The sequence below is a fragment of the Pyxidicoccus xibeiensis genome (genome assembly GCF_024198175.1).
Taxonomy (GTDB): Bacteria; Myxococcota; Myxococcia; order Myxococcales; family Myxococcaceae; genus Myxococcus; species Myxococcus xibeiensis.
The window spans coordinates 59,101-77,775 of record NZ_JAJVKV010000004.1 but is presented as its reverse complement, the minus strand read 5'-3'; the positions used below and the strand labels follow the sequence as shown (position 1 = coordinate 77,775).

Genomic DNA, 18,675 nt, shown 5'->3' with positions numbered 1-18,675 from the left:
TCTCAATTACGTGGGAGGTAATTGGAGGCCCTACGCCGCACTTCTATCTTTCCGGACATGATGACGCAGAGCCGACCTGTGGGAGAGATGCTGCGCACGTGGCGCCAGCGGCGGAGCCTCAGCCAGCTGGACCTGGCCCTGCGCGCCGAGGTGTCCGCGCGGCACGTCAGCTTCATGGAGACGGGCCGCTCCAAGCCGAGCCGGGAGATGCTGCTCCACCTGGCGGAGGAGCTCGACATTCCCCTGCGCGAGCGCAACACGCTGCTGGTGGCCGGAGGCTTCGCCCCCGTCTACTCGGAGGGCAGCCTGGACGAGCCCGCGCTCCAGGCCGCGCGCGAGGCGGTGGACCTGGTGCTCACCGGCCACGAGCCGTACCCCGCGCTGGCCGTGGACCGGTACTGGACGCTGGTGACGGCCAACCGCGCGGTGGGCCTGCTCTTGGAGGGCATCTCCCCGGAGCTGATGCAGCCTCCCGTCAACGTGCTGCGGCTGAGCCTGCACCCGGAAGGGCTGGCGCCTCGCATCGTCAACCTGGCGCAGTGGCGCGGCCACGTGCTCACCCGGCTCCACCACCAGGTGGACGTGACGGCCGACGAGAAGCTCGCCGCGCTCCTCGCGGAGCTGCGTGAGATGCCCCCACCCGGTGGCGGCGCGTGGCCCAAGGGGCCCGCCCGCGAGCCGGGCGTGGCGGGCGTCGTCATCCCCCTCAAGCTCACCAGCCCCTTCGGGGTGCTGTCGTTCTTCAGCACGACGACGGTGTTCGGCACGCCCGTGGACATCACCCTCGCCGAGCTGGCCATCGAGTCCTTCTTCCCCGCGGACCGCGAGACGGCGGAGCTGCTGCGCCGCGTCTCGGTGGACGCGAAGCCCGGGGATGCGTGAGGGGCCGCTCCTGAAATGGGACGCCCCGCCCCGGCTCCGAAGGAGAGCCAGGGCGGGGCGTGGGGAGTGTGCCGACTACAGAGTGGGGGTGCCGACGCGGTTGTTGCAGTAGGCGCTGGAGCCGCACGTGGTGCCGACGCTGGTGTACCAGGCCGACTTGCGGGTGCCGTACTGGCGGTTGTCCGCGTGCACGTGGGCGCCCGTGGAGTTGCCGGTGGAGCCGACGAGGCCCAGCGCGCAGCGGTCGCACGTCTTGGAGCCGGACGAGCCGTTGGCGTTCAGGTGCAGCTGGCGGAAGTCCCAGCCGCTGCCGCCGGTGACGACGTAGTAGTTGCCCGCGCCGCCGTTGCAGGTGGTGCCGCCGCTGCAGTTGGCCGCACACCCGCCGTAGTAGGCGTAGTAGCGGCTGACGTTGATCATCCCGCGGTGGTTCCACACGCTGCAGGTGCCGTTGCTCATGTCGAGCGCGGTGTGGGCGCTGCCCGAGCACGAGTAGTAGGTGGTGGAGCCCACGCGCGCGGCGGCGTCGCAGATGGGGCCCACGGCCGTCGCGGCCGCCACCGTGGTGGCCCAGCCGGCCGCCACGAGGACCACCGCGGCCATCGTCAACTTCATCGTCTTCATGGTGTTACTCCTCCTCTGGTTGTTGCGCTGCGGTACTGCGGTGAAGCAGGGGTCACCTCCGCAGCCGCTGCTTCTCGCGCAGCAGCAACTCCCACTCCTGGAGGTTGAGGCTCATCGCGGACAGCCACGCATCGATTTCAGGGTCCATGGCGCGGTCCACGCCGCGCAGCGACTCCAGCAAGGGCCGCGCGCCGGACTGGCCCAGCCGCGCCAGCCCCTGGAGCGCCGCCTTGCGCACCGCCGGGTCCGAGTCCGTCCGGTACAGCTCCACCAGCGAGCGGCGCGCGCCCTCCACCTCGCCGCCGGGCACGCCGCCCAGCGCCGTCGCCGCCGAGGCTCGCAGGCGGGCGTCGTCGGAGCGCAGCTGCTTCGTCACCTGCGCCACCGCCTCGGGGCCCACCGCCTCCATGGACACCTCGCCCAGGAGCTTCGCCGCGACGGCCGGGTCGTTCGCGGCCGCCGCCACCGAGACGGCCGTCTCGGACACCCTCCGGTCGTGGCCGCTGTAGACCTCCGCGCTCTCGGCGACGAGGTTCTCCGCCACCGCGGTGCGCACCTCGGGGGACGGGTCCCTCACGAGCTGCTCGTAGTTCACCACGCCGCCGTTCTTCGCCATGAACTCCACGGAGGGCATGGCCCGCAGCGAGCGCACCGCCGCCGCGCGCACGGACGGGTCCGCGTCACCGGTGGCGCGCGCCAGCAGCGGCTGCACCAGCGAGGGGTTCTCCGCGTTGCTGGCCTTGGTGGCCAGCGCGGCGCCCAGCGCCTCGAGCACGGCCGGGTCCTTCTCGCGGGCCAGGGCCGCCTGGAGCGCCTCCGCCGGCATGGCGATGGCGGCCTCCTTGAGGCGCAGCTTCAGGTAGCGCTGGAGCGCGGGAGAGCCGCCCTTCAGCCCGGCGCGCACGTCCTCCAGCATGGACTCCACCGTGCAGGTGGCCGGGCGCAGCGGCTCCACCGGGCCGGTGGCCAGGGCGGAAGGAGGGGGCAGGCACAGCAGGGCCGACAGGAGCGCGGTGCGCCCCAGCCACTTCTTCATCACGGGGTGCATCAGTGCGGCGCTCCTTCCTCGACGAGGCAGGAGTGGTGCTCGCCCTTGCCCAGCCAGATGCGGGCGAAGTCCACCGTGCCGGAGGCGTAGAGGTCCCTGAACTCGGTGTAGTCGCGCACGAAGCGCGGGTCCTTCTGGGAGAACTCCAGGAGCAGCGGCAGCGCGTCCGCGCCGGCCACCCGCACCGCGAAGCGGAAGATGGCCCAGCGCACGCAGACGTCATGCTCCTTGTCGAAGGCGGCGCGGTAGATTTCGAGCGCCTTCTTCGGCTCGCTGGTGACGCCCAGGCGGAAGGCGGCCATCTCCCGCACGTCACGCTCGCGGTCGCTGGAGAGAATCTTCGCCAGCTCGTCGAAGGAGTCCTCCTCGATGAGGGGGTTGGAGTACGACGGCATCTCCAGCGCGAGCAGCCGGACGGCCATGTCGTCCGACTTCGTGCTGACGTCGAGCAGCTCCTTCCAGTACGGCGCGTAGTTGCCGGTGCGCTCGAAGTCCTCCTTCATGACGCGGCCCAGGGTGCGCGTGGCCACCCAGGCCACCGAGTCCACCGTCTCGTCCAGCGCCACGGCCTTCAGCCGCTTGAGGTCCGCCGGGCCCAGGCGCCGCTGCGTCTCCAGCGCGTCCAGCGCGGCGGAGCGGCTCTGCAGCGTGCCGGCCTTGTCCTCGCCCATCTTCATCAGGCGGTCGGCCACCTTCGCGTCGTGCACCGCGGGCGCCGCCTTCAGCGCCTCCAGGTACACGCCCAGCTCCGGGTGGTGCGTGCCCTGCGCCCACTCGATGACCTGGAGCGCGCGGCTGGCGTCGTTGCCCACCAGCTCCGTCAGCCGCTCCTGGAGGTAGCCGGCCAGGTACCTGTCCCGGTTGGCGATGGCCGCCCGCAGCGCGTCGCGGAACGTGTCCATGGACGCGGTGCGGTCGAAGGCCTGGAGCCCGTCCCAGCACCCCGGCATCGGAATCTGCTCCACCGCCGGAGGCTGCTCCTCGGGCGAGGGCGTGGTGGTGCCCGGCTCCGAGGCCCCGCCACCCGCCGCGCTCGCGGTCAGGGAGGACGGCGCCGCGGCCGACAGGCCGTCACCAGGGGAGGGAGCGCGGGCGCCCCAGGGCAGCAGCAGGGCCACGGCTGCTGCCAGCAGGAGGACGCCCGCGAGAGCGGTCCAACGAAGGTTTTTTGGGGTCATCAGGGGAAATGAGCCAGCCGTTGATACCTGCGAATTCCTGAATACTTAGAATTCGAGAATATGGCAACGGCTTTGTCACGAGACCCCTGCGCGCGTCACGGCTCCAGCGCGTTGCTCCAGGACGCGTCACCGGAGACCCACCCGGAGACCCAGGCATTGAGCGTCACCCCGGTGGTGCTGGTGATGGTGCCGAGCCCGCTCAGGAAGGTGTGCTGGGCGCCGTTCTTCAGGAAGTACCTCGCGTTGGCGCGGCCGTCATAGGCGGACACGAGCAGCTGGCGCGTCAGCGTCTCGTAGGTGGTGGCGTTGTAGCCGAAGAAGGTGCGCAGCACGGTGTCCTGGTCCCAGGCGAGCAGCCCGAAGCGCGAGTCGGGATACGTGTCCGTCAGGTACGCGGGGAACCTCGTGAAGTCCGTGTCGCAGTCGGGGCACGCCTCCGGGAGCGTCAGGCCCCAGCTGGCAACCCAGGTGCTGTAGAGGTTGCCGGCGGGCGTGAGCATCTGTCCCGAGTCGGCGAGGACGTGCACCCGGGCGGTGGGGAAGGCGGCGGCGACCTGCTCGTAGTTGAGCTGCGCTCCGAAGGCCCCCGCGCTGCTGCCGGCGAGGAACACGCGCTGGGTGTTCGGGAACGTGGCGACGAGGCGCGGGAGCAACGCCTCCACGTTGGCGGCGCCCTTGTGGTGCACCTGCCGCGAGCCGTAGGTCTGGACCGCGTCACCCGCGTGGACGTCGCCCGTGCAGTACGGGACGAAGACGTAGGACATGTCCCGGAAGGGGTTCGCGTCCTGGGCCCGGTTGAACATGTAGAGGTTGCGGGAGCTCTCAGTCTGGAACTGGGCCGCCTGGTAGCCCGTGCTCAGGTTGCTCGCGGTCGCCCAGATGAAGCACGTCTGCTCGTCCCAGCAGGCGCCGCCGCCCTGCATGTAGAGGTAGAGGTCGGTGCTCGCGTCGGTGGGATTGACGCCGATGCCCGTCTGCGCGCCGTTGCCGCACGCCGTGCCCTGGATGTCCACCCAGGTCCAGACCTCCGGGGCCGCGACGATGACCAGTCCGCCGTCGGTGCCCGCATCCGTGCCGGCGTCGGTGCCACCTGCGTCGGGTGGGGGCGTGCCGGCGTCGGGGTCTGCGCAGGCGACGTCGAAGTCGCCCGCGGTGTCGCACGGGTCCTTGTCTTCGTTGTCGTCACCGCACGCGGTGGACCACAGGGATATCGAGGCGAGGAGGAGGACGAGGAGGGGCTTGCGCATGGGAGCGGAAGTGTCCCCGCGGCATGGGCGGCCGGCAATCGTCCATTGCCGGCGCGCCCGGGAGGCCGTGGACTTCTGCACGCTCCCGACGTCAGGGGCGCGGTGCCGCTTCCTCGCCGGCGAAGGCGCGCTCGAGGAGCGCCTGCATGGGGGCGTGGGCGGGGAGGGTGCCGAACGTCTGCCCGTGGGCGCCGCCCAGGCGCGACTCGCAGAAGGCGTCCGACACCGCGGTGTTGCCCGCGCGGATGAGCAGGGACGCCTGCAGTGCCACGGCGAGCCCCTCGGTGATGAAGCGCGCGCGCGTCTCCACCGCGTCGGTGTTGGCCAGCTCCTTGCCCAGGCGCGCCGTGGCCGCGTCGTACGCGGCGTGCCCGCCCTGCGCCGCCAGCAGCTCGGCGAAGAGGGCCTCGCGGCTGGCCGGCTCTCGCGAGGCCGCGCGCAGCACGTCCAGGCACTGGATGTTGCCGCTGCCCTCCCAGATGGAGTTCAGCGGCGCCTGCCGGTACAGGCGCGCCAGCGGGGCGTCCTCGACGTAGCCCGCGCCGCCCAGGCACTCCTGCGCCTCGTTGATGAAGACGGGCGTGCGCTTGCACACCCAGTACTTGCCCACGGCGGTGGCGATGCGGCCGAAGGCGGCCTCCTTCGCGTCGCGCCGGCCCGCGTCCACGGCCCGGGCCACGCGCGCGGTGAGCGCCAGGTGCGCCTCCGACTCCAGCGCCAGGTCCGCGAGGACGTTGCGCATCAGCGGCTGGTCGATGAGCCGCTTGCCGAAGGCCGTCCGGTGCCGGGTGTGGTGGAGTGCCTGCACCAGCGCCTGCCGCATCTGCCCGCTGGAGCCAATCATGCAGTCCTGGCGCGTCATCGCGACCATCTCCAGGATGGTGGCCACGCCCCGGCCCTCCTCACCCACCATCCACGCGAAGGCGCCGTGCAGCTCCACCTCGGACGAGGCGTTGCTCCAGTCGCCCAGCTTGTCCTTCAGGCGCTGGATGCGGATGGCGTTCAGCTCGCCGTCCGGCGTGAAGCGCGGCATGAGGAAGCAGGAGATGCCCTTGTCGGCCTGGGCCAGCACGAGGAAGGCGTCACACATGGGCGCGGAGAAGAACCACTTGTGGCCCACCAGCGCGTACGCCTGCCCGGGCCCCCGGGCGCTGCCCAGCGGCTGGGCCCGCGTGGTGTTGGTGCGCACGTCCGAGCCGCCCTGCTTCTCCGTCATGCCCATGCCGACGGTGGCGCCCGTCTTCTGCGACGCGGGGATGAAGCGGGCGTCATACGAGGCCGAGCTCACGCGCGGCACCCACTCGCGCGCCAGCTCCGGCTGGTGGCGCAGCGCGGGCACGCACGCGTACGTCATGGTGAGTGGGCAGCTCGTCCCCTGGTCGGCCTGGTTGTGCAGGTAGAAGAGCGCCATGCGGGCCACGTGGGCCCCGGGCTTCTCTTCATTGCGCCAGGCGAAGCCGGGCACGCCATGGGCGATGCCCAGCTCCATCAGGCGGTGGTAGGCGGGATGGAACTCCACCTCGTCGCGGCGGTGGCCATAGCGGTCGAACGGGCGGAACTTCGGCTTGTTCTCGTTGGCGAGGACGGCCAGCTGCTGCATCTCGCCGCCCACCACGGGGCCGTACTTCGCCAGCTCGGCCTCCGCCCAGCCGCCACCCTCGCGAGCGACGACTTCCCGGAGCACGGTGTCCGTCTTCCAGGCGTCGTAGACGAGCGGCGGCGGCTGGTTGGTGACGTCGTGGGTGACGAAGCCGGCGGCGATGGCGTTGTGTTCGGTCATGGTGGAGGTCCTTCCGCGGGCCTGGGGCCCAGGTGCTGGCTTACCGTGAACGGGCGCACCGGGCCACCCGGGTCCGGAAGACCTGACCCGGCCGGCGCGGCTCCGCTCGCCGGCTTGCCTCCTGGCGATTCGGAGGCAGCCGAAGTTTTCAGTCCCGCTACTGCGTGGCGGAGTTGCAGTCGCCCGTCAGGTTGGCGGCGGGCTGGCCGTTCAGCGTGTTGCCGGTGAAGACGTTGTCGGCCGTCACCACCAGCTCCACGGTGCCCGCGCCCCGGTTGCAGACGAGGGTGCCCCCGGCGCCGCCCCGGTTGTTCACGAAGCGGTTGCGGCGCATGGTGACTGTGCGCGTGCCCACGTCCTCCAGGTAGATGGCCGCGCCCGGCCCGAGGACGACTTCGTTGGCCTCGAAGAGGTTGTCCTCCAGCAGGTCATTGTCCGGCTGGAAGTAGAGGATGGCGCCGCCGCCGCCCAGGTCCACGATGCCCTGCGGGTTGGGGTAGGTGAGCAGCGGCCGGGGCTGGAGGGCCGTGGTGACGAAGCCGCCGTAGGCCTCGACGGTGTTGTCGCGGAAGGTGTTGCCGCGCACCACCGAGTTGCGGCCGTGGGTGATGCACAGCGCTCCGCCTCCGGACATGGAGAAGGTGCCAGGCTGGGCGAAGCGGTCGATTTCGACGATGCGGTTGTTGTCGAAGACGGTGTTCTCGATGCGCGAGCCGTCCGTGAACATCAGGTCCACGGCGCCGCAGTGGGCAGACGCCTCGTTGTCGCGGAACACCGAGTCCGTAATCGTCACCGGCCCCGGGTAGTAGGCCCACAGCGCGCCACGCGTCCAGTCACGGTCGCCGTTGTACTGATTCTTCCGCACCTTCTCGAAGACCATGTGCGCGAAGACGGGGTGGCCGTCGCCCACCGAGTTCTGGCCGTAGAAGTTCACCCCCCACCAGCCATACGGGTTGGTGGACGTGAGCAGCACCGGCTGCTGCGCGGTGCCCTGGACGCGGATGGCGCCGTACACGCGCACCTCCACCCGGCCGCGTTGGTGGTTCATCACGCTGTTGGGAGAGGCCCGGTCCACGTCCGCCTCCGTCACGTCCGGGCGGCCGCGGAAGTCGAGGATGACGCCCGGCTCCACCGTGAGGCTCTGGCCGCGCGGAATGGTGACGACGCCGTTCGCATCCCCCACCACGCGGTAGGGCGAGCCCGCCGCCGTCAGCCGGCCCGACAGCGTGCTGGTGATGACGGTGCCTCCGTCCGTCGGCACGGGGATGACGGGCCCCGCGTCCGCGCCGCCTCCCGTGCCACCGTCCGAGCCTGCATCGGTGCCCGCGTCCGTGCCCGCGCTCGTTCCGGCATCGGTGCCCGCGTCCGTGCCCGCCCCCGTTCCGGCATCGGTGCCCGCATCGTCCGTGCCCGCGTCGCCCGCTGGCGTGGGACCGCCATCCTCGACTCCATCCGTCGTGCCCGAGTCCTCATCCTGCGTGACGCCATCAGGCTTCGTGCCCGGGTTGGAGGAACAGGCCGCGACGAGCGCTCCCAGGGCCAGTGCCAGCAGGGAGTGCTTCCAGCGATGAAGAACCGAGGAGGGGTGCATGGCCCGCCGCGTTAACACGGACGCCCGGGGCCGGCCAGTGACACCCGGAAGGGGCATACTGTGCGCCCTCCCTTCCTCCGGAGTGCGATGCCGCTCGCGATTCAGTCGTCCCAGGCCGAGGTCCACCTCGGCAAGAGTGTCCGTTTCACCGTCAACGACTCTTCCGCCACGCTCAGCCTGGACGCGTCTGTTCCTTCCGATGTCGGTGTCCTGGAGCCGGACGGCACCTTCACCGCGAGCAGCACGAAGCCCTCGGACAACGTCGTCACCGTCAGGGCCACGAACCCGGCCACCGGTGAGACGGCCACCGCGAAGGTGGAGCTGGTCATCCCCTGGCCGGAGGGATGGCCGTACCTGTCGGATGAGCTGCATCCCTGGGACGAGCCGGTCCGGAGCTGGGTGGCGCGCATCCTCTACGACGTCCTGTCCAACCTGCCTCCCGAGCTGCAGCGGGAGCTGAGGCCCTGGCCCATCCGGCGCGCGACGGGGCTGGGGCCGGACGTGGGGGCCCGCTACTACTACCACCTCACCTCGGACTTCATCGACCTGCCCGAGGAGGGCGCCCTCGACTTCCTGGACAGGGAGCCAGACCCCAAGCCCGCCTCGCTCCCCAAGAAGAGCCGCCCCTACGAGTACCTGGAGAAGTACCCGCCTTCGAGCAATGACTACCGGGGCCTCGGCGACATGCTGCTGCACGAGCTCGCGCACGCGGTGATGTCCGAGCGCTGTGGCGGGCATCCCAAGCGCATCGGTGACATCGCCGGGTTGATTGGCGCGGTCATCTCCGCGATTGGGACGCAGCTGGCGGGCATCGGGTCCTTCTTCGTGTGGCCGCTGGTGCCCGCGGGCATCGTGCTGGGCTTCATGGGCTCCAAGGTGGACGAGCACCGCGCCCGCGACTTCATGTCGGAGTACTCCGAAGACACAGACTGGGTGATGAACGACTGGAGCGCGACGAAGGTGCCCCTGCTGGGCCTCATCCTCCCGTGGCTCCGCACGCAGCCGCCCAACTACATCGCGGCCACCATGAGTCCCTGGCTCCTCAACATGAGGAACACGAAGCTCGTGGACCAGCACGACGCGCTGGGCCTGCTTCCAGCGGCGCAGATGACCCAGCAGCTCTCCGCCGCGGGCATGCCTTCCCTGTATGCCGCGGCCTCGCCCCAGGAGGACTTCGCCGACTCCCTCATGTTCGCGCTGGTGGGCAAGAGCCACATCGTCCACACCGAGCGGCCCGGGGACCTGGGAACGCTCGGCGGCAAGCGCCTCACCTTCTTCACCGACGAGGGCTTGCTTCCCAAGGGGTGGCAGCCTCCCGCGCCCGCCGTGCCACCCGCGCTTCCGAAGCGCCGGTACGACGTGGACCACCTGCAGGCCCCCCGGTCCACGTGGTGGAAGGTCGACCCGAAGCCTCCGGAGGGAACGAGCACCGCGAGCACCGAGGCCGTGAAGGCCCGGGCCGCGCACGCCCGGGACATGGAGGGCGTGCGGCAGCTCCTGGCCGACTGGAAGGAGGGCCCCGGCAGGCACGTCGAGCGCAACCGCGACATCCTCCAGGTCATCCTGCCGCCCACGGAGACGCCTACGGCCGTCACGCTCGCGCGCAACGCCGAGCTGCATGGAGACGGCCTGCGCCGGTACGCGGAGACGGAAGCGGCGCCCCACCCCGCGGCGGAGGGCGACCTGCTGCTCGGCGGGGACGCCACCGTCTGGATGGTCACCCACGTGGATGCGCGGGGCCGGGTGACGGCCGCGACGGGGCGGGTAGCGACCGAGCCCGGCCTGGCGGAGAAGGACCTGACGGTGCCGAAGGAGCAACTCGTCTACCACTGGCCGCCCACCGTCGAGCCGCGCTTCTTCGCCTCCGGCGACACGGCCTCTCCCGCCTACGCGGACGTCAACGCCACGCTGCGCACGCTCATCCGGCTGTGGGGCGAGGAGGAGGTCCCCGGCGCGAAGGAGGAGCGCAGCCTGCGGTCCATGGGCGGCTTCCTTCGCGAGCTCGTCACCACGGCCGGGCTCGCCGACGCGTCCCGCGCGCTCCAGGGCACCGAGGACCTGCACGGCGTGCTCGCGTACCTGGACACGCACGGAGAGGGGCTCAGGCCCTACGTGCCGGGCACGGACCGCGTGCGCGTGGGTGACGTGCTCATCCCCTTCCACCGGAACACGCTCGCCGTCGTCACGCGGGTCAGCGCGAAGGGCGAGCCGGTGGATGTCCTCACCGGCGGCACCCACGCGCCGGGCCGCATCGGCGAGGCTCCGGCCGCCGTGAAGCTGAGCCACGGCGTGGACGCCGCCGACTTCCACTTCATCTGGGTGCCTTCACCCCAGCCCCGCTCCTGGACGCGGGGCCTCGAGGACTCCATGCCTGCTGTCTTCAGCGACCTGAACGCCGCGCTCAACCATGCTCGCGGCCATGTGGGCCTCGATGAGGTCCGCCGGGGCGAGAAGACCCATGACTTCTCGAAGCACACCGCGCTCCAGGTCCTCCTCGGCCTGATGCTGGAGAAGGGGAGCACGCCCGAGGCACGCCGGGCCCTGGGGCCCCTGTGCTGGCAGGCGCCCCGCTCCGCCCTCCGGAACTTCTTCTACCGTCACGCCGGTGCACGGGGGCGCTCCGGGGTGAAGCCCGGCGACCTCTTCTCCTGGACGGATGACGGCGGCGTGCGGCGGGAGGGGCTCGTGCTGGAGGCGCGCCCGGATGGAGCGCCGGCGAAGACGCTGGCCCTGACGGAGCAGGGCGTGCTCCAGGTGTCCGACGCGCCCATCTCCCGGGCGGCCCTCACCGAGGTCTTCACCCCGTCGCTCCAGCCCCGGGAGCTGGCGGGCGAAGGGGGAGCCCGCGAGTTCTACGGTGCTTCCTCGGCCTTGGCGGAGTTCGTCGCCCGCCGAGACCCGGACAAGAGCTGGGAGGACCGCACGGTGGACGGGGCCGAGCGGACCTTCTTCTACAAGGAGCCGAAGGACCTGGCGGCGCTCGTCTCCCTGAAGGCGCCGGCCTGGATTCGCGCGCGCATCGTTCCGCGCGCGAGCTTCGAAGGCGTCCGCGTCGCCGTGGATACGCTCGGAGAGGGCGTGGTCCGCTACACGCCGGGAACGCAGCTCCCGACAGGCACGTGGTGCTTCTCGGACGACGCCTTCGGCGTGCTGGTGGCGAGCACGGAGGAGGGCCTGCCGGCGGTGCTGCTCACGTACGCTGACAAGGAGCTGAGCTACGAGCCCTTCGACGCGGTGGGGCCCCACTCGTTCTGGAGGCCCTCCGTCACGCCGCGGCGCTACACCGACGACACCAACGACGAGGCCTACTCCGACCTGGGCGCGGAGCTCGGCCGGCTGCGGCTCTGGGCCCATGCCCAGGCGGAGGAGACGTTCAGCGACAACCCCTTCTTCCGGCACGACGCGTACCTGTCCGAGTCGAAGCTGAAGCCCGAGCTGAAGGCCCTGCTGCGCAGGGGCCCCTCGGAGACGAATGACTGGCTCGCCTGGTTCATGGAGTACGGCGAGGGTGTCCTGCTCGGAGCGAAGCCCCGCCCTGGCGACTTCCTCCTGCTCGCGGACGGCGGGCGCGGGGTGACGCTCGACAGCGGAGAGATGCTCCGCGTGTCGGACCGGACGCTGGTCCTCGAGCCGCTCCGGCGGGTGAAGTTCAGCTGGCGGCCCTCGGCCCGGAAGCGTGCCCTCCCTGCGGTGTAGCCAGGGAGGGCCGACACACCGGCCCTGTCAGCTACAGATGTCGTTCCAGAGCCCCCAGCAGTGGCTGAGCCGCTGCGACACGGTGCAGTTCGTCGCCGAGCAGTCCGGGATGCTGCCCCCGGCGATTGGAATGAGTCTGCACGTGCGCAGGGTGACCCAGCACCCCGCGGCGGCTTCCACCTCGCCCTCCTCCGCCACCGCTGCTTCCGGAGCGGGGGTGACCTGCTCCTGCTGCACTTCTTCCGTCTCCGCCAACGGCAACTCTTCTCCGCCACAGGCCACGAGGGGAGCCGAGAACAGCAGGACGCACGCGAGCAGACGCTTCATGGGGGTTCCTCCACTGCGGATGGGATGCACTCCCTTCCGAAGAGGCCGGCCAGTTGGTGGCGTCCCAGAATTCGTCCAGCGGCTTCGGAAAGTCGCGAGGCCGGGAGCGTGGTGCCCCCGGCCTCGCGTGTTCAATCACACCGCTGCCGCACGCCTCACGGCGTGAGCTTCAGCAGGAACAGGTCCGCGCCCTGGGGCGGGCCGTACTGCGTCGTATGCACGAACGTGGGGCCGCTGATGGTGCCGCCGAAGAGGGTGGAGCCGTCGGGCGTCACACCGAGCAGGGGCTGCCAGCTGAAGCTCGGACCCACGCTGCGGGACCACTGGTGGACGCCATCGGGGCCGTAGCTCGCCACGAAGACATGCGCGCTCGTTCCCCTCGGCGCGCCGATGGTGCCACCCCCCAGGTTCACCGGGTCGACGTGGGTTCCCGCCAGCCGGAAGTTCCCCTGCGCGTCCACCACCATCCGCGTCACGCTCTCGGTGTTGTCGTCACCGTGGCGGCGCGCCCAGCGGTCCGTGCCGACCGCCTCCAGCACGCCGAGCATCACGTCCGTGTTGCCACCATCGGGCTCGTTCGCCTGGCTGCTCGCCAGGGTCTGGCCCGCGAAGGTGAAGGTCCTGTTGAATCGACCGGCGAAGGCCACCGCGTCTCCAGGCAGCGCCGCCACGCCCACCACGGTGCCTCTGGCGCCATTGAGCGCCCGGTTCCACAGGAGCGTCCCGTCCGGAGAGAACTTCGCGATGACGGGGGTCTCCCGGCTCGTGGCGCCCAGCACCGGGGCGCCACCGGAGGTGCTGCTCGCATAGCCACCGAGCAGCACGTTGCCCGCGCTGTCCGTGGCCAGCGACTCGCCCCACGTGCCATAGCTACCGGCGTCGTAGGCCTTGGACCAGAGGTGGTTGCCTTCCCAGGAGTACTTCGCGATGAACAGACCCGGGTACGCGTCGTTGTAGGGCGTGCTCGAGGGGCCCGCGTACAGGAGGCCACCGCCCAGGTTGGTGTTGCCGAAGAAGAAACCCGTGACGATGAGGCTGCCATTGGCGTCGGTGGCCACGGCCCTGGGGATGACGCTCAGGTGGTCAATGTCCTCGCCATGGCCGTAGCTCGCGGTGAAGCCCCGCGCCCAGGTGAGGCGGCCGCTGGGGGAGAACTTGGCGAGGAAGGTGCCGTAGAGCGGAGCCGTGGGCAGCGTGAAGGTGCCGAGCTGCGGCGTGCCCATGTAGTAGCCCACCACCAGCACGTTGCCCAGCGGGGTGAGCGTCACGCCGGTGACGTTCATCTCCGCGGAGTCCTGCGGGAAGCCGCTGGACCACTCGTGCGTGCCATCCGCGCGGAAGCGGCCGAGCAGCAGCCCCTTCGGCCCGGGGAACGTCGCACCGCCGAGGTTGCCGGACCCGTTGTAGTAGCCCGCGACGACGTAGGCACCGGTGCTGTCGGTGGCCAGGGCCTGCATCGTCTCGTCACCCGCGCCACCCTCCAGCTGCACGTCGGTGACCTCTCCGCCCGTGCCCTGGTAGGTGCACACGGTATGGGCGTAGGTCAGCACCAGCTGCGGGCGCAGGTCCTGGCGCGAGTCCTCCCGGGAGACGAAGTCCACGCCGTTGCCGCCCTCGGGAATCAGGACGAAGGCGTGCGCGCCGCTGCCGGTGACGACGGAGGTCACGTCGTATTCCACCCAGCTTCCGGAGGCCACCTCACCCACGTTGGCCACCGCGCCGCCGATGGGGGCCGGACGCGTGCTCCAGGTCAGGGTGTCCGTCCAGCCCGAGCTGGTGCGGTACAGGGCCGGGCCATTGGTGGAGCCGTCCGTCGCGTAGAGCCGGATGCGCGCCCGGATGAAGCTCTCGTCCAGGAGCGAGAACCTGAAGTCCAGGTAGGTGTCCTGCCGGGGCGAGCCGTCTGACACCAGCTTCGTGGACGTGCCGTGCGCCGTCCCCGCTGCGTCCTGTTCGACATAGGTGTCGTACGTCACACCGTAGCTTTCGTCCGTATGGACAGTCCTCGGCTCGCACGCCTCCGTCACCGCCGCGGCCTCCGCTGACTTCAGCGCAGGCGCTTCTGCCGTCTCCTCGGGTCCCGCCACGCCGCCGCAACCCACCATCATCCCAAGGGCGGGCAGCAACCCCAGCCCCTTCCTCCATCCCTTCATGTTCACGTGCTCCTCCCGGACGGATGTCCTGCGAGCCCGTATTGCACTCGTGGTGCCAGTTGCATTTGCAGCTGGGGCCGGCGAATCGAGGGTGGAAAGGGAAGTGTCCGGGAAGACGCGCAGTGGCGAACTTCCCTGCATGTGACATCCAGGCGGCCTGCGAGGGCACCGGGGTGTCCATCCGACGACGGACGGCGCCGCCCGCGCGGTGGGGATACGAGGGAGCATGCGCGCCTCGGCGGTCCCCGCATCCCCAGATTGCCGCGAGGAGGATGCGCCCCATGACAGACGCGCCGCCCACGCGTGGCTCCCCCGCCGATGGACTGCCTGCCACCTCGCCTTCCTGGCATGCACGGACACCGGACGAGGTGCTGTCGCTGCTCGGCAGCCGCCAGGAGGGGCTGACGGAGGAGGAGGCGCGCGCGCGGCTGGAGCGCCATGGGCCCAACGTCATCGAGCGCCAGAAGGGCGAGGGGCCGCTCAAGCTCCTGTGGCGTCAGGTCAACAGCCCCTTCATCTGGGTGCTCATCGCCTCCGCCGTGCTGGCCATCGCCATGGGCAAGGTGACGGACGGCCTGGTAGTGGCCGCGGTGGTGGTGCTCAACACCCTCATCGGCTTCGTGCAGGAGTACCGGGCGGGCAAGGCGATTGAGGCCCTCAGCCGGATGGTGCCGGAGAACGCGACGGTGCTTCGCGGAGGGCGGAAGCTGTCCGTCCCGGCGTCGCGGCTGGTGCCCGGGGACATCGTGGAGCTGGCCTCGGGGGACAAGGTGCCGGCGGACATGCGGCTGTTGTCCTCGCGCAACCTCCAGGTGGAGGAGGCCGCGCTCACGGGCGAGTCGGTGCCGGCACACAAGCGGGTGGAGGCGGTGGACGCGGGGGCCGAGCTGGGAGACCGGACGAGCCTCGTCTTCGGCGGCACGCTGGTGACGTCCGGCACGGGCACCGCGAGCGTGGTGGCCACCGGCGGCGCCACCGAGCTGGGGCGCATCTCGCAGATGCTCAGCGAAGCCACCGACCTCCAGACGCCGCTGACGAAGGCGCTGGCCACCATCGCCAAGTACATCACCGGGGCCATCCTGGTGGTGTCCGTGGTGCTGCTGGGCGTGGGGCTGTGGCGCGGCTACGAGCTGAGCGAGGCGGTGGTGGTGGCGATTACCCTGGCGGTGGCCGCCATCCCCGAGGGGCTGCCCGCCATCGTCACCATCGCCCTGGCCATCGGCGTGCAGCGCATGGCCGCCCGGCGCGCCGTCATCCGCAAGCTGCCGGCGGTGGAGACGCTGGGCAGCACCACCGTCATCTGCTCCGACAAGACGGGCACCCTCACCCGCAACGAGATGACGGTGCAGGCGCTGTGGACGCCCGCGGGCCGCTACGACGTCACCGGCGTCGGCTACGCGCCGACGGGGGAGCTGCGGCGCGGCGCGGACGCGCTGCGCGAGCTGCCCGGGGACGTGCGCGAGCTGCTCGTGGCCGGCGCGCTGTGCAACGACGCCGCGCTGCGCGGCCAGGGTGACGGGTGGGAGATGACGGGGGACCCGACGGAGGGCGCGCTGGTGGTGGCCGCGGAGAAGGCCGGGCTGCGCGTGGACGCGGTGCGCTCGGAGTGCCCGCGCCTGGACGCCATCCCCTTCGAGTCGGAGCACCAGTTCATGGCCACCCTCCACGACGAAGGGCCCGGCCGCCGGCGCATCCTCCTCAAGGGGGCCCCCGAGGTCGTCCTGCGCCGCTGCGCCCCGGCTGACGGCGTCACCTCCGAGGAGGTGCTCGCCGAGGTGGAGCGCCTGGCCAGCGAGGGCATGCGCGTGCTGGCGGTGGCCGTCCGGGACGTGCCCGCCTCACAGGCGCAGATTCGCGAGGAGGACGTGGCCGGGGGCCTGCGGCTGGTGGGGCTGGAGGGAATGATTGACCCGCCGCGCGAGGAGGTCATCGCCGCGGTGAGGACGTGCCACGAGGCCGGCATCGTCGTGAAGATGATTACCGGTGACCACCCTGCGACGGCGGAGGCCATTGGCGCGCAGCTGGGGCTCCAGGCGGAGGGGACGCGCGGCATCACCGGCGCGCAGCTGGCGCAGCTGGACGACGCGGCGCTGCGGGAGGTGGCGGTGAGCCACCACGTCTTCGCGCGCGTGGCGCCGGAGCACAAGCTGCGGCTGGTGAAGGCGCTCCAGGCGCGGCGGCACGTGGCGGCCATGACGGGAGACGGGGTGAACGACGCGCCCGCCCTCAAGCAGGCCAACATCGGCGTGGCCATGGGCATCACCGGCACGGCGGTCTCCAAGGAGGCGGCGGACATCGTGCTGGCGGACGACAACTTCGCGTCCATCGCCGCGGCGGTGGAGGAGGGGCGGCGCGTCTACGACAACCTCATCAAGTCGCTGGCCTTCGTGCTGCCCACCAACCTGGGCCTGGCCCTCATCCTCATGTTCGGCGTGGCCTTCTTCCCCATCCAGGCCATTGGCGGGGACCTGGTGCCGCTGATGGCCATGCTCCCCACGCAGCTGCTCTGGATAAACCTGGTGGCCACGGTGACGCTGGCCCTGCCGCTGGCCTTCGAGGCGCCGGAGGCGGACGTCATGCGCCGGGCCCCCAGGGACCCGGACGCGCCGGTGCTCAACCGCTTCGTGCTGATGCGCACCGGGCTGGTGGCGCTGCTGATGGGCGCGGGCGCCATCGGCCTGTTCCTCTGGGAGTACCGGCGCGAGCTGCCGCGCGTGGGTCACGGGGTGGCGCTGGCCGAGGCGCAGACGATGGCCGTCAACACCGTCATCAGCTTTCAAATCTTCTATCTCTGGATGTGCCGCACCCTCACCGGCTCGCTGCGGGAGGTGGGGCTGTTCAGCAACCGCACCGTCTTCGCCGGCATCGCCGTGCTGGTGCTGCTGCAGGCGGCCTTCATGTACCTGCCCTTCATGCAGCGGGTGTTCGGCACCGCGCCGCTGAGCGTGGAGTCCATCGGCCTGTGCGTGCTGATTGGCGCGGTGGTGCTGCCGGTGGTGGGGCTGGAGAAGTGGCTCTTGCACCGGGGCGGCTACTCGGTGGTGAAGCAGGTACACCGCGACGAGGAGGGGCCGCGCCCGCCGCCTCCCACCGGGACGTCACGGGGGGAGCGCCTGCCGGCGTGACGTCAGGGCCGGGGCTCGCGGGCGGCGGCGTCCGGGAGCGTCCAGTCCTCCGGCGCGAAGGTGATTCGGCAGCGGTCCAGCCTGGGGCCGCAGGCGCGGTCCAGGTCTCCACGCGTGGTGCAGCCGGGCCGCTCCTCGCAGGTGTCCGGGAGGAAGGCCCACACGATCTGGAGCACGTTGCCGTCCCGGCCCTCCGGCACCGCGGTGAGGAAGTCGTCGCGGTACGTGTCGAACAGGCGGGCCAGGCGCACGGTGTCGCCGTCGAGGTCCACGTTGCGCTGGTCGCCGACGAAGCGGCGGCCGGCATCGTTGAGCTGGGCGTCCAGGAACTCCGGCTGGTAGTGCGAGCCGTCCAGCCGGGCCCCGCCGCGCGCGGCCTGGAAGAGGGCGAAGTGGATGCGCGGGTCGGCGAACTCCGCGCGCAGCACGCGGTGCTCCAGCGCCCAGAGCGTCAGCCGCTCTCCGCCCACCGGCCAGGCGCGGCCCCAGAAGAAGCGCCCCAGCCAGGGCTGCCGGACGGACTCCAGATAGGGGTAGCCGTCCACCACCTGCTGGAGGACGAGCGCGTTGTAGGTGTTGAGCCAGTAGGCCAGCGCGTCCTCGGAGGTGGGGAAGACGTCCGGCCGGTTGTGGGGCGAGAAGGAGGCCAGTGAGCGCACGAAGCCATCCAGCGCCTGGCGCTCGCGTCCCACGGAGGCGAAGTCCACGTCCCCGTCCGAGCGCACGTGCCGCAGCACCCGCGCATAGCCCTGGTAGTGGAAGGGCTCGTCGGCGGAGGGCACCCGCGCGGGCAGCAGTCCCTGGACGTACAGCGCCCCGCTCGCGACGAGCACACCCGTCGCGATGAGGAACACGGCCAGCACCAGGAAGCGGCGGCGGTGGGAGAGGGGAGCGTCCACGGAAGGCTCAGCATAATCCAGGGCGCCCCGCAGGCGTCTGCCCCGCCGGGCACCCAGGCTGCATGGCGTGCAACAGAGCCCCGTGGGCCGGCGCAGCGTTCGGATTCAGGCGTCGTGACGCGGTC

At 71.2% G+C, this 18,675-nt stretch carries 12 protein-coding genes; 3 read left to right on the top strand and 9 right to left on the bottom strand.

The annotated features are described in order from the left end of the window. The first annotated feature begins 87 nt into the window (after positions 1-87). Positions 88-882 carry a helix-turn-helix domain-containing protein gene (locus LXT23_RS18155; RefSeq protein WP_253981461.1) on the top strand — a complete coding sequence of 265 codons (795 nt, stop codon included), beginning with the start codon at positions 88-90 and terminating at the stop codon, positions 880-882. A 75-nt stretch (positions 883-957) separates the two neighbouring features. Here LXT23_RS18155 and LXT23_RS18150 read toward each other — a convergent pair whose 3' ends face one another. The 6 genes from LXT23_RS18150 to LXT23_RS18125 all read right to left on the bottom strand — a co-directional run bounded on the left by LXT23_RS18150 (position 958) and on the right by LXT23_RS18125 (position 8,350). Further along, entirely contained in the window at positions 958-1,506 is a 549-nt protein-coding gene (locus LXT23_RS18150; RefSeq protein WP_253981460.1) for a peptidase M23, read from the bottom strand. Between the two features lie 52 nt (positions 1,507-1,558). Beyond that, entirely contained in the window at positions 1,559-2,554 is a 996-nt protein-coding gene (locus tag LXT23_RS18145) for a HEAT repeat domain-containing protein (RefSeq protein ID WP_253981459.1), read from the bottom strand. Then, positions 2,554-3,672 (bottom strand): HEAT repeat domain-containing protein, encoded by a 1,119-nt coding sequence (locus tag LXT23_RS18140; RefSeq protein WP_323379008.1) that lies wholly within the window; start codon positions 3,670-3,672, stop codon positions 2,554-2,556. Before LXT23_RS18140 ends, LXT23_RS18145 begins: the two co-directional genes overlap by 1 nt. 155 nt (positions 3,673-3,827) lie before the next feature. Next, on the bottom strand, positions 3,828-4,979 hold the full coding sequence (locus LXT23_RS18135) for a pectinacetylesterase family protein (RefSeq protein WP_253981457.1): 1,152 nt from the start codon (positions 4,977-4,979) through the stop codon (positions 3,828-3,830). A 91-nt stretch (positions 4,980-5,070) separates the two neighbouring features. Next, positions 5,071-6,759, bottom strand: coding sequence for an isovaleryl-CoA dehydrogenase (locus LXT23_RS18130; RefSeq protein ID WP_253981456.1), 1,689 nt, complete (start codon positions 6,757-6,759; stop codon positions 5,071-5,073). 157 nt (positions 6,760-6,916) lie between these two features. After that, complete coding sequence (locus tag LXT23_RS18125; RefSeq protein ID WP_253981455.1) at positions 6,917-8,350, bottom strand: right-handed parallel beta-helix repeat-containing protein; 1,434 nt, start codon at positions 8,348-8,350, stop codon at positions 6,917-6,919. Between the two features lie 87 nt (positions 8,351-8,437). Between LXT23_RS18125 and LXT23_RS18120 the strand changes: the two genes are divergently transcribed. After that, positions 8,438-12,046, top strand: a complete 3,609-nt coding sequence (locus LXT23_RS18120; protein ID WP_253981454.1) for a hypothetical protein — start codon at positions 8,438-8,440, stop codon at positions 12,044-12,046. A gap of 27 nt (positions 12,047-12,073) precedes the next feature. Here LXT23_RS18120 and LXT23_RS18115 read toward each other — a convergent pair whose 3' ends face one another. Beyond that, positions 12,074-12,373, bottom strand: coding sequence for a hypothetical protein (locus LXT23_RS18115; protein WP_253981453.1), 300 nt, complete (start codon positions 12,371-12,373; stop codon positions 12,074-12,076). 155 nt (positions 12,374-12,528) lie between these two features. Further along, positions 12,529-14,526 carry a CBM96 family carbohydrate-binding protein gene (locus LXT23_RS18110; RefSeq protein ID WP_253981452.1) on the bottom strand — a complete coding sequence of 666 codons (1,998 nt, stop codon included), beginning with the start codon at positions 14,524-14,526 and terminating at the stop codon, positions 12,529-12,531. Between the two features lie 281 nt (positions 14,527-14,807). Here LXT23_RS18110 and LXT23_RS18105 point away from each other — a divergent pair, with 281 nt between their 5' ends. After that, complete coding sequence (locus LXT23_RS18105; protein ID WP_253981451.1) at positions 14,808-17,651, top strand: cation-translocating P-type ATPase; 2,844 nt, start codon at positions 14,808-14,810, stop codon at positions 17,649-17,651. A gap of 2 nt (positions 17,652-17,653) precedes the next feature. Here the strand turns inward: LXT23_RS18105 and LXT23_RS18100 are convergent, their stop codons facing one another. Further along, on the bottom strand, positions 17,654-18,550 hold the full coding sequence (locus LXT23_RS18100) for a DUF547 domain-containing protein (protein WP_253981450.1): 897 nt from the start codon (positions 18,548-18,550) through the stop codon (positions 17,654-17,656). Between the last annotated feature and the right edge of the window lie 125 nt (positions 18,551-18,675).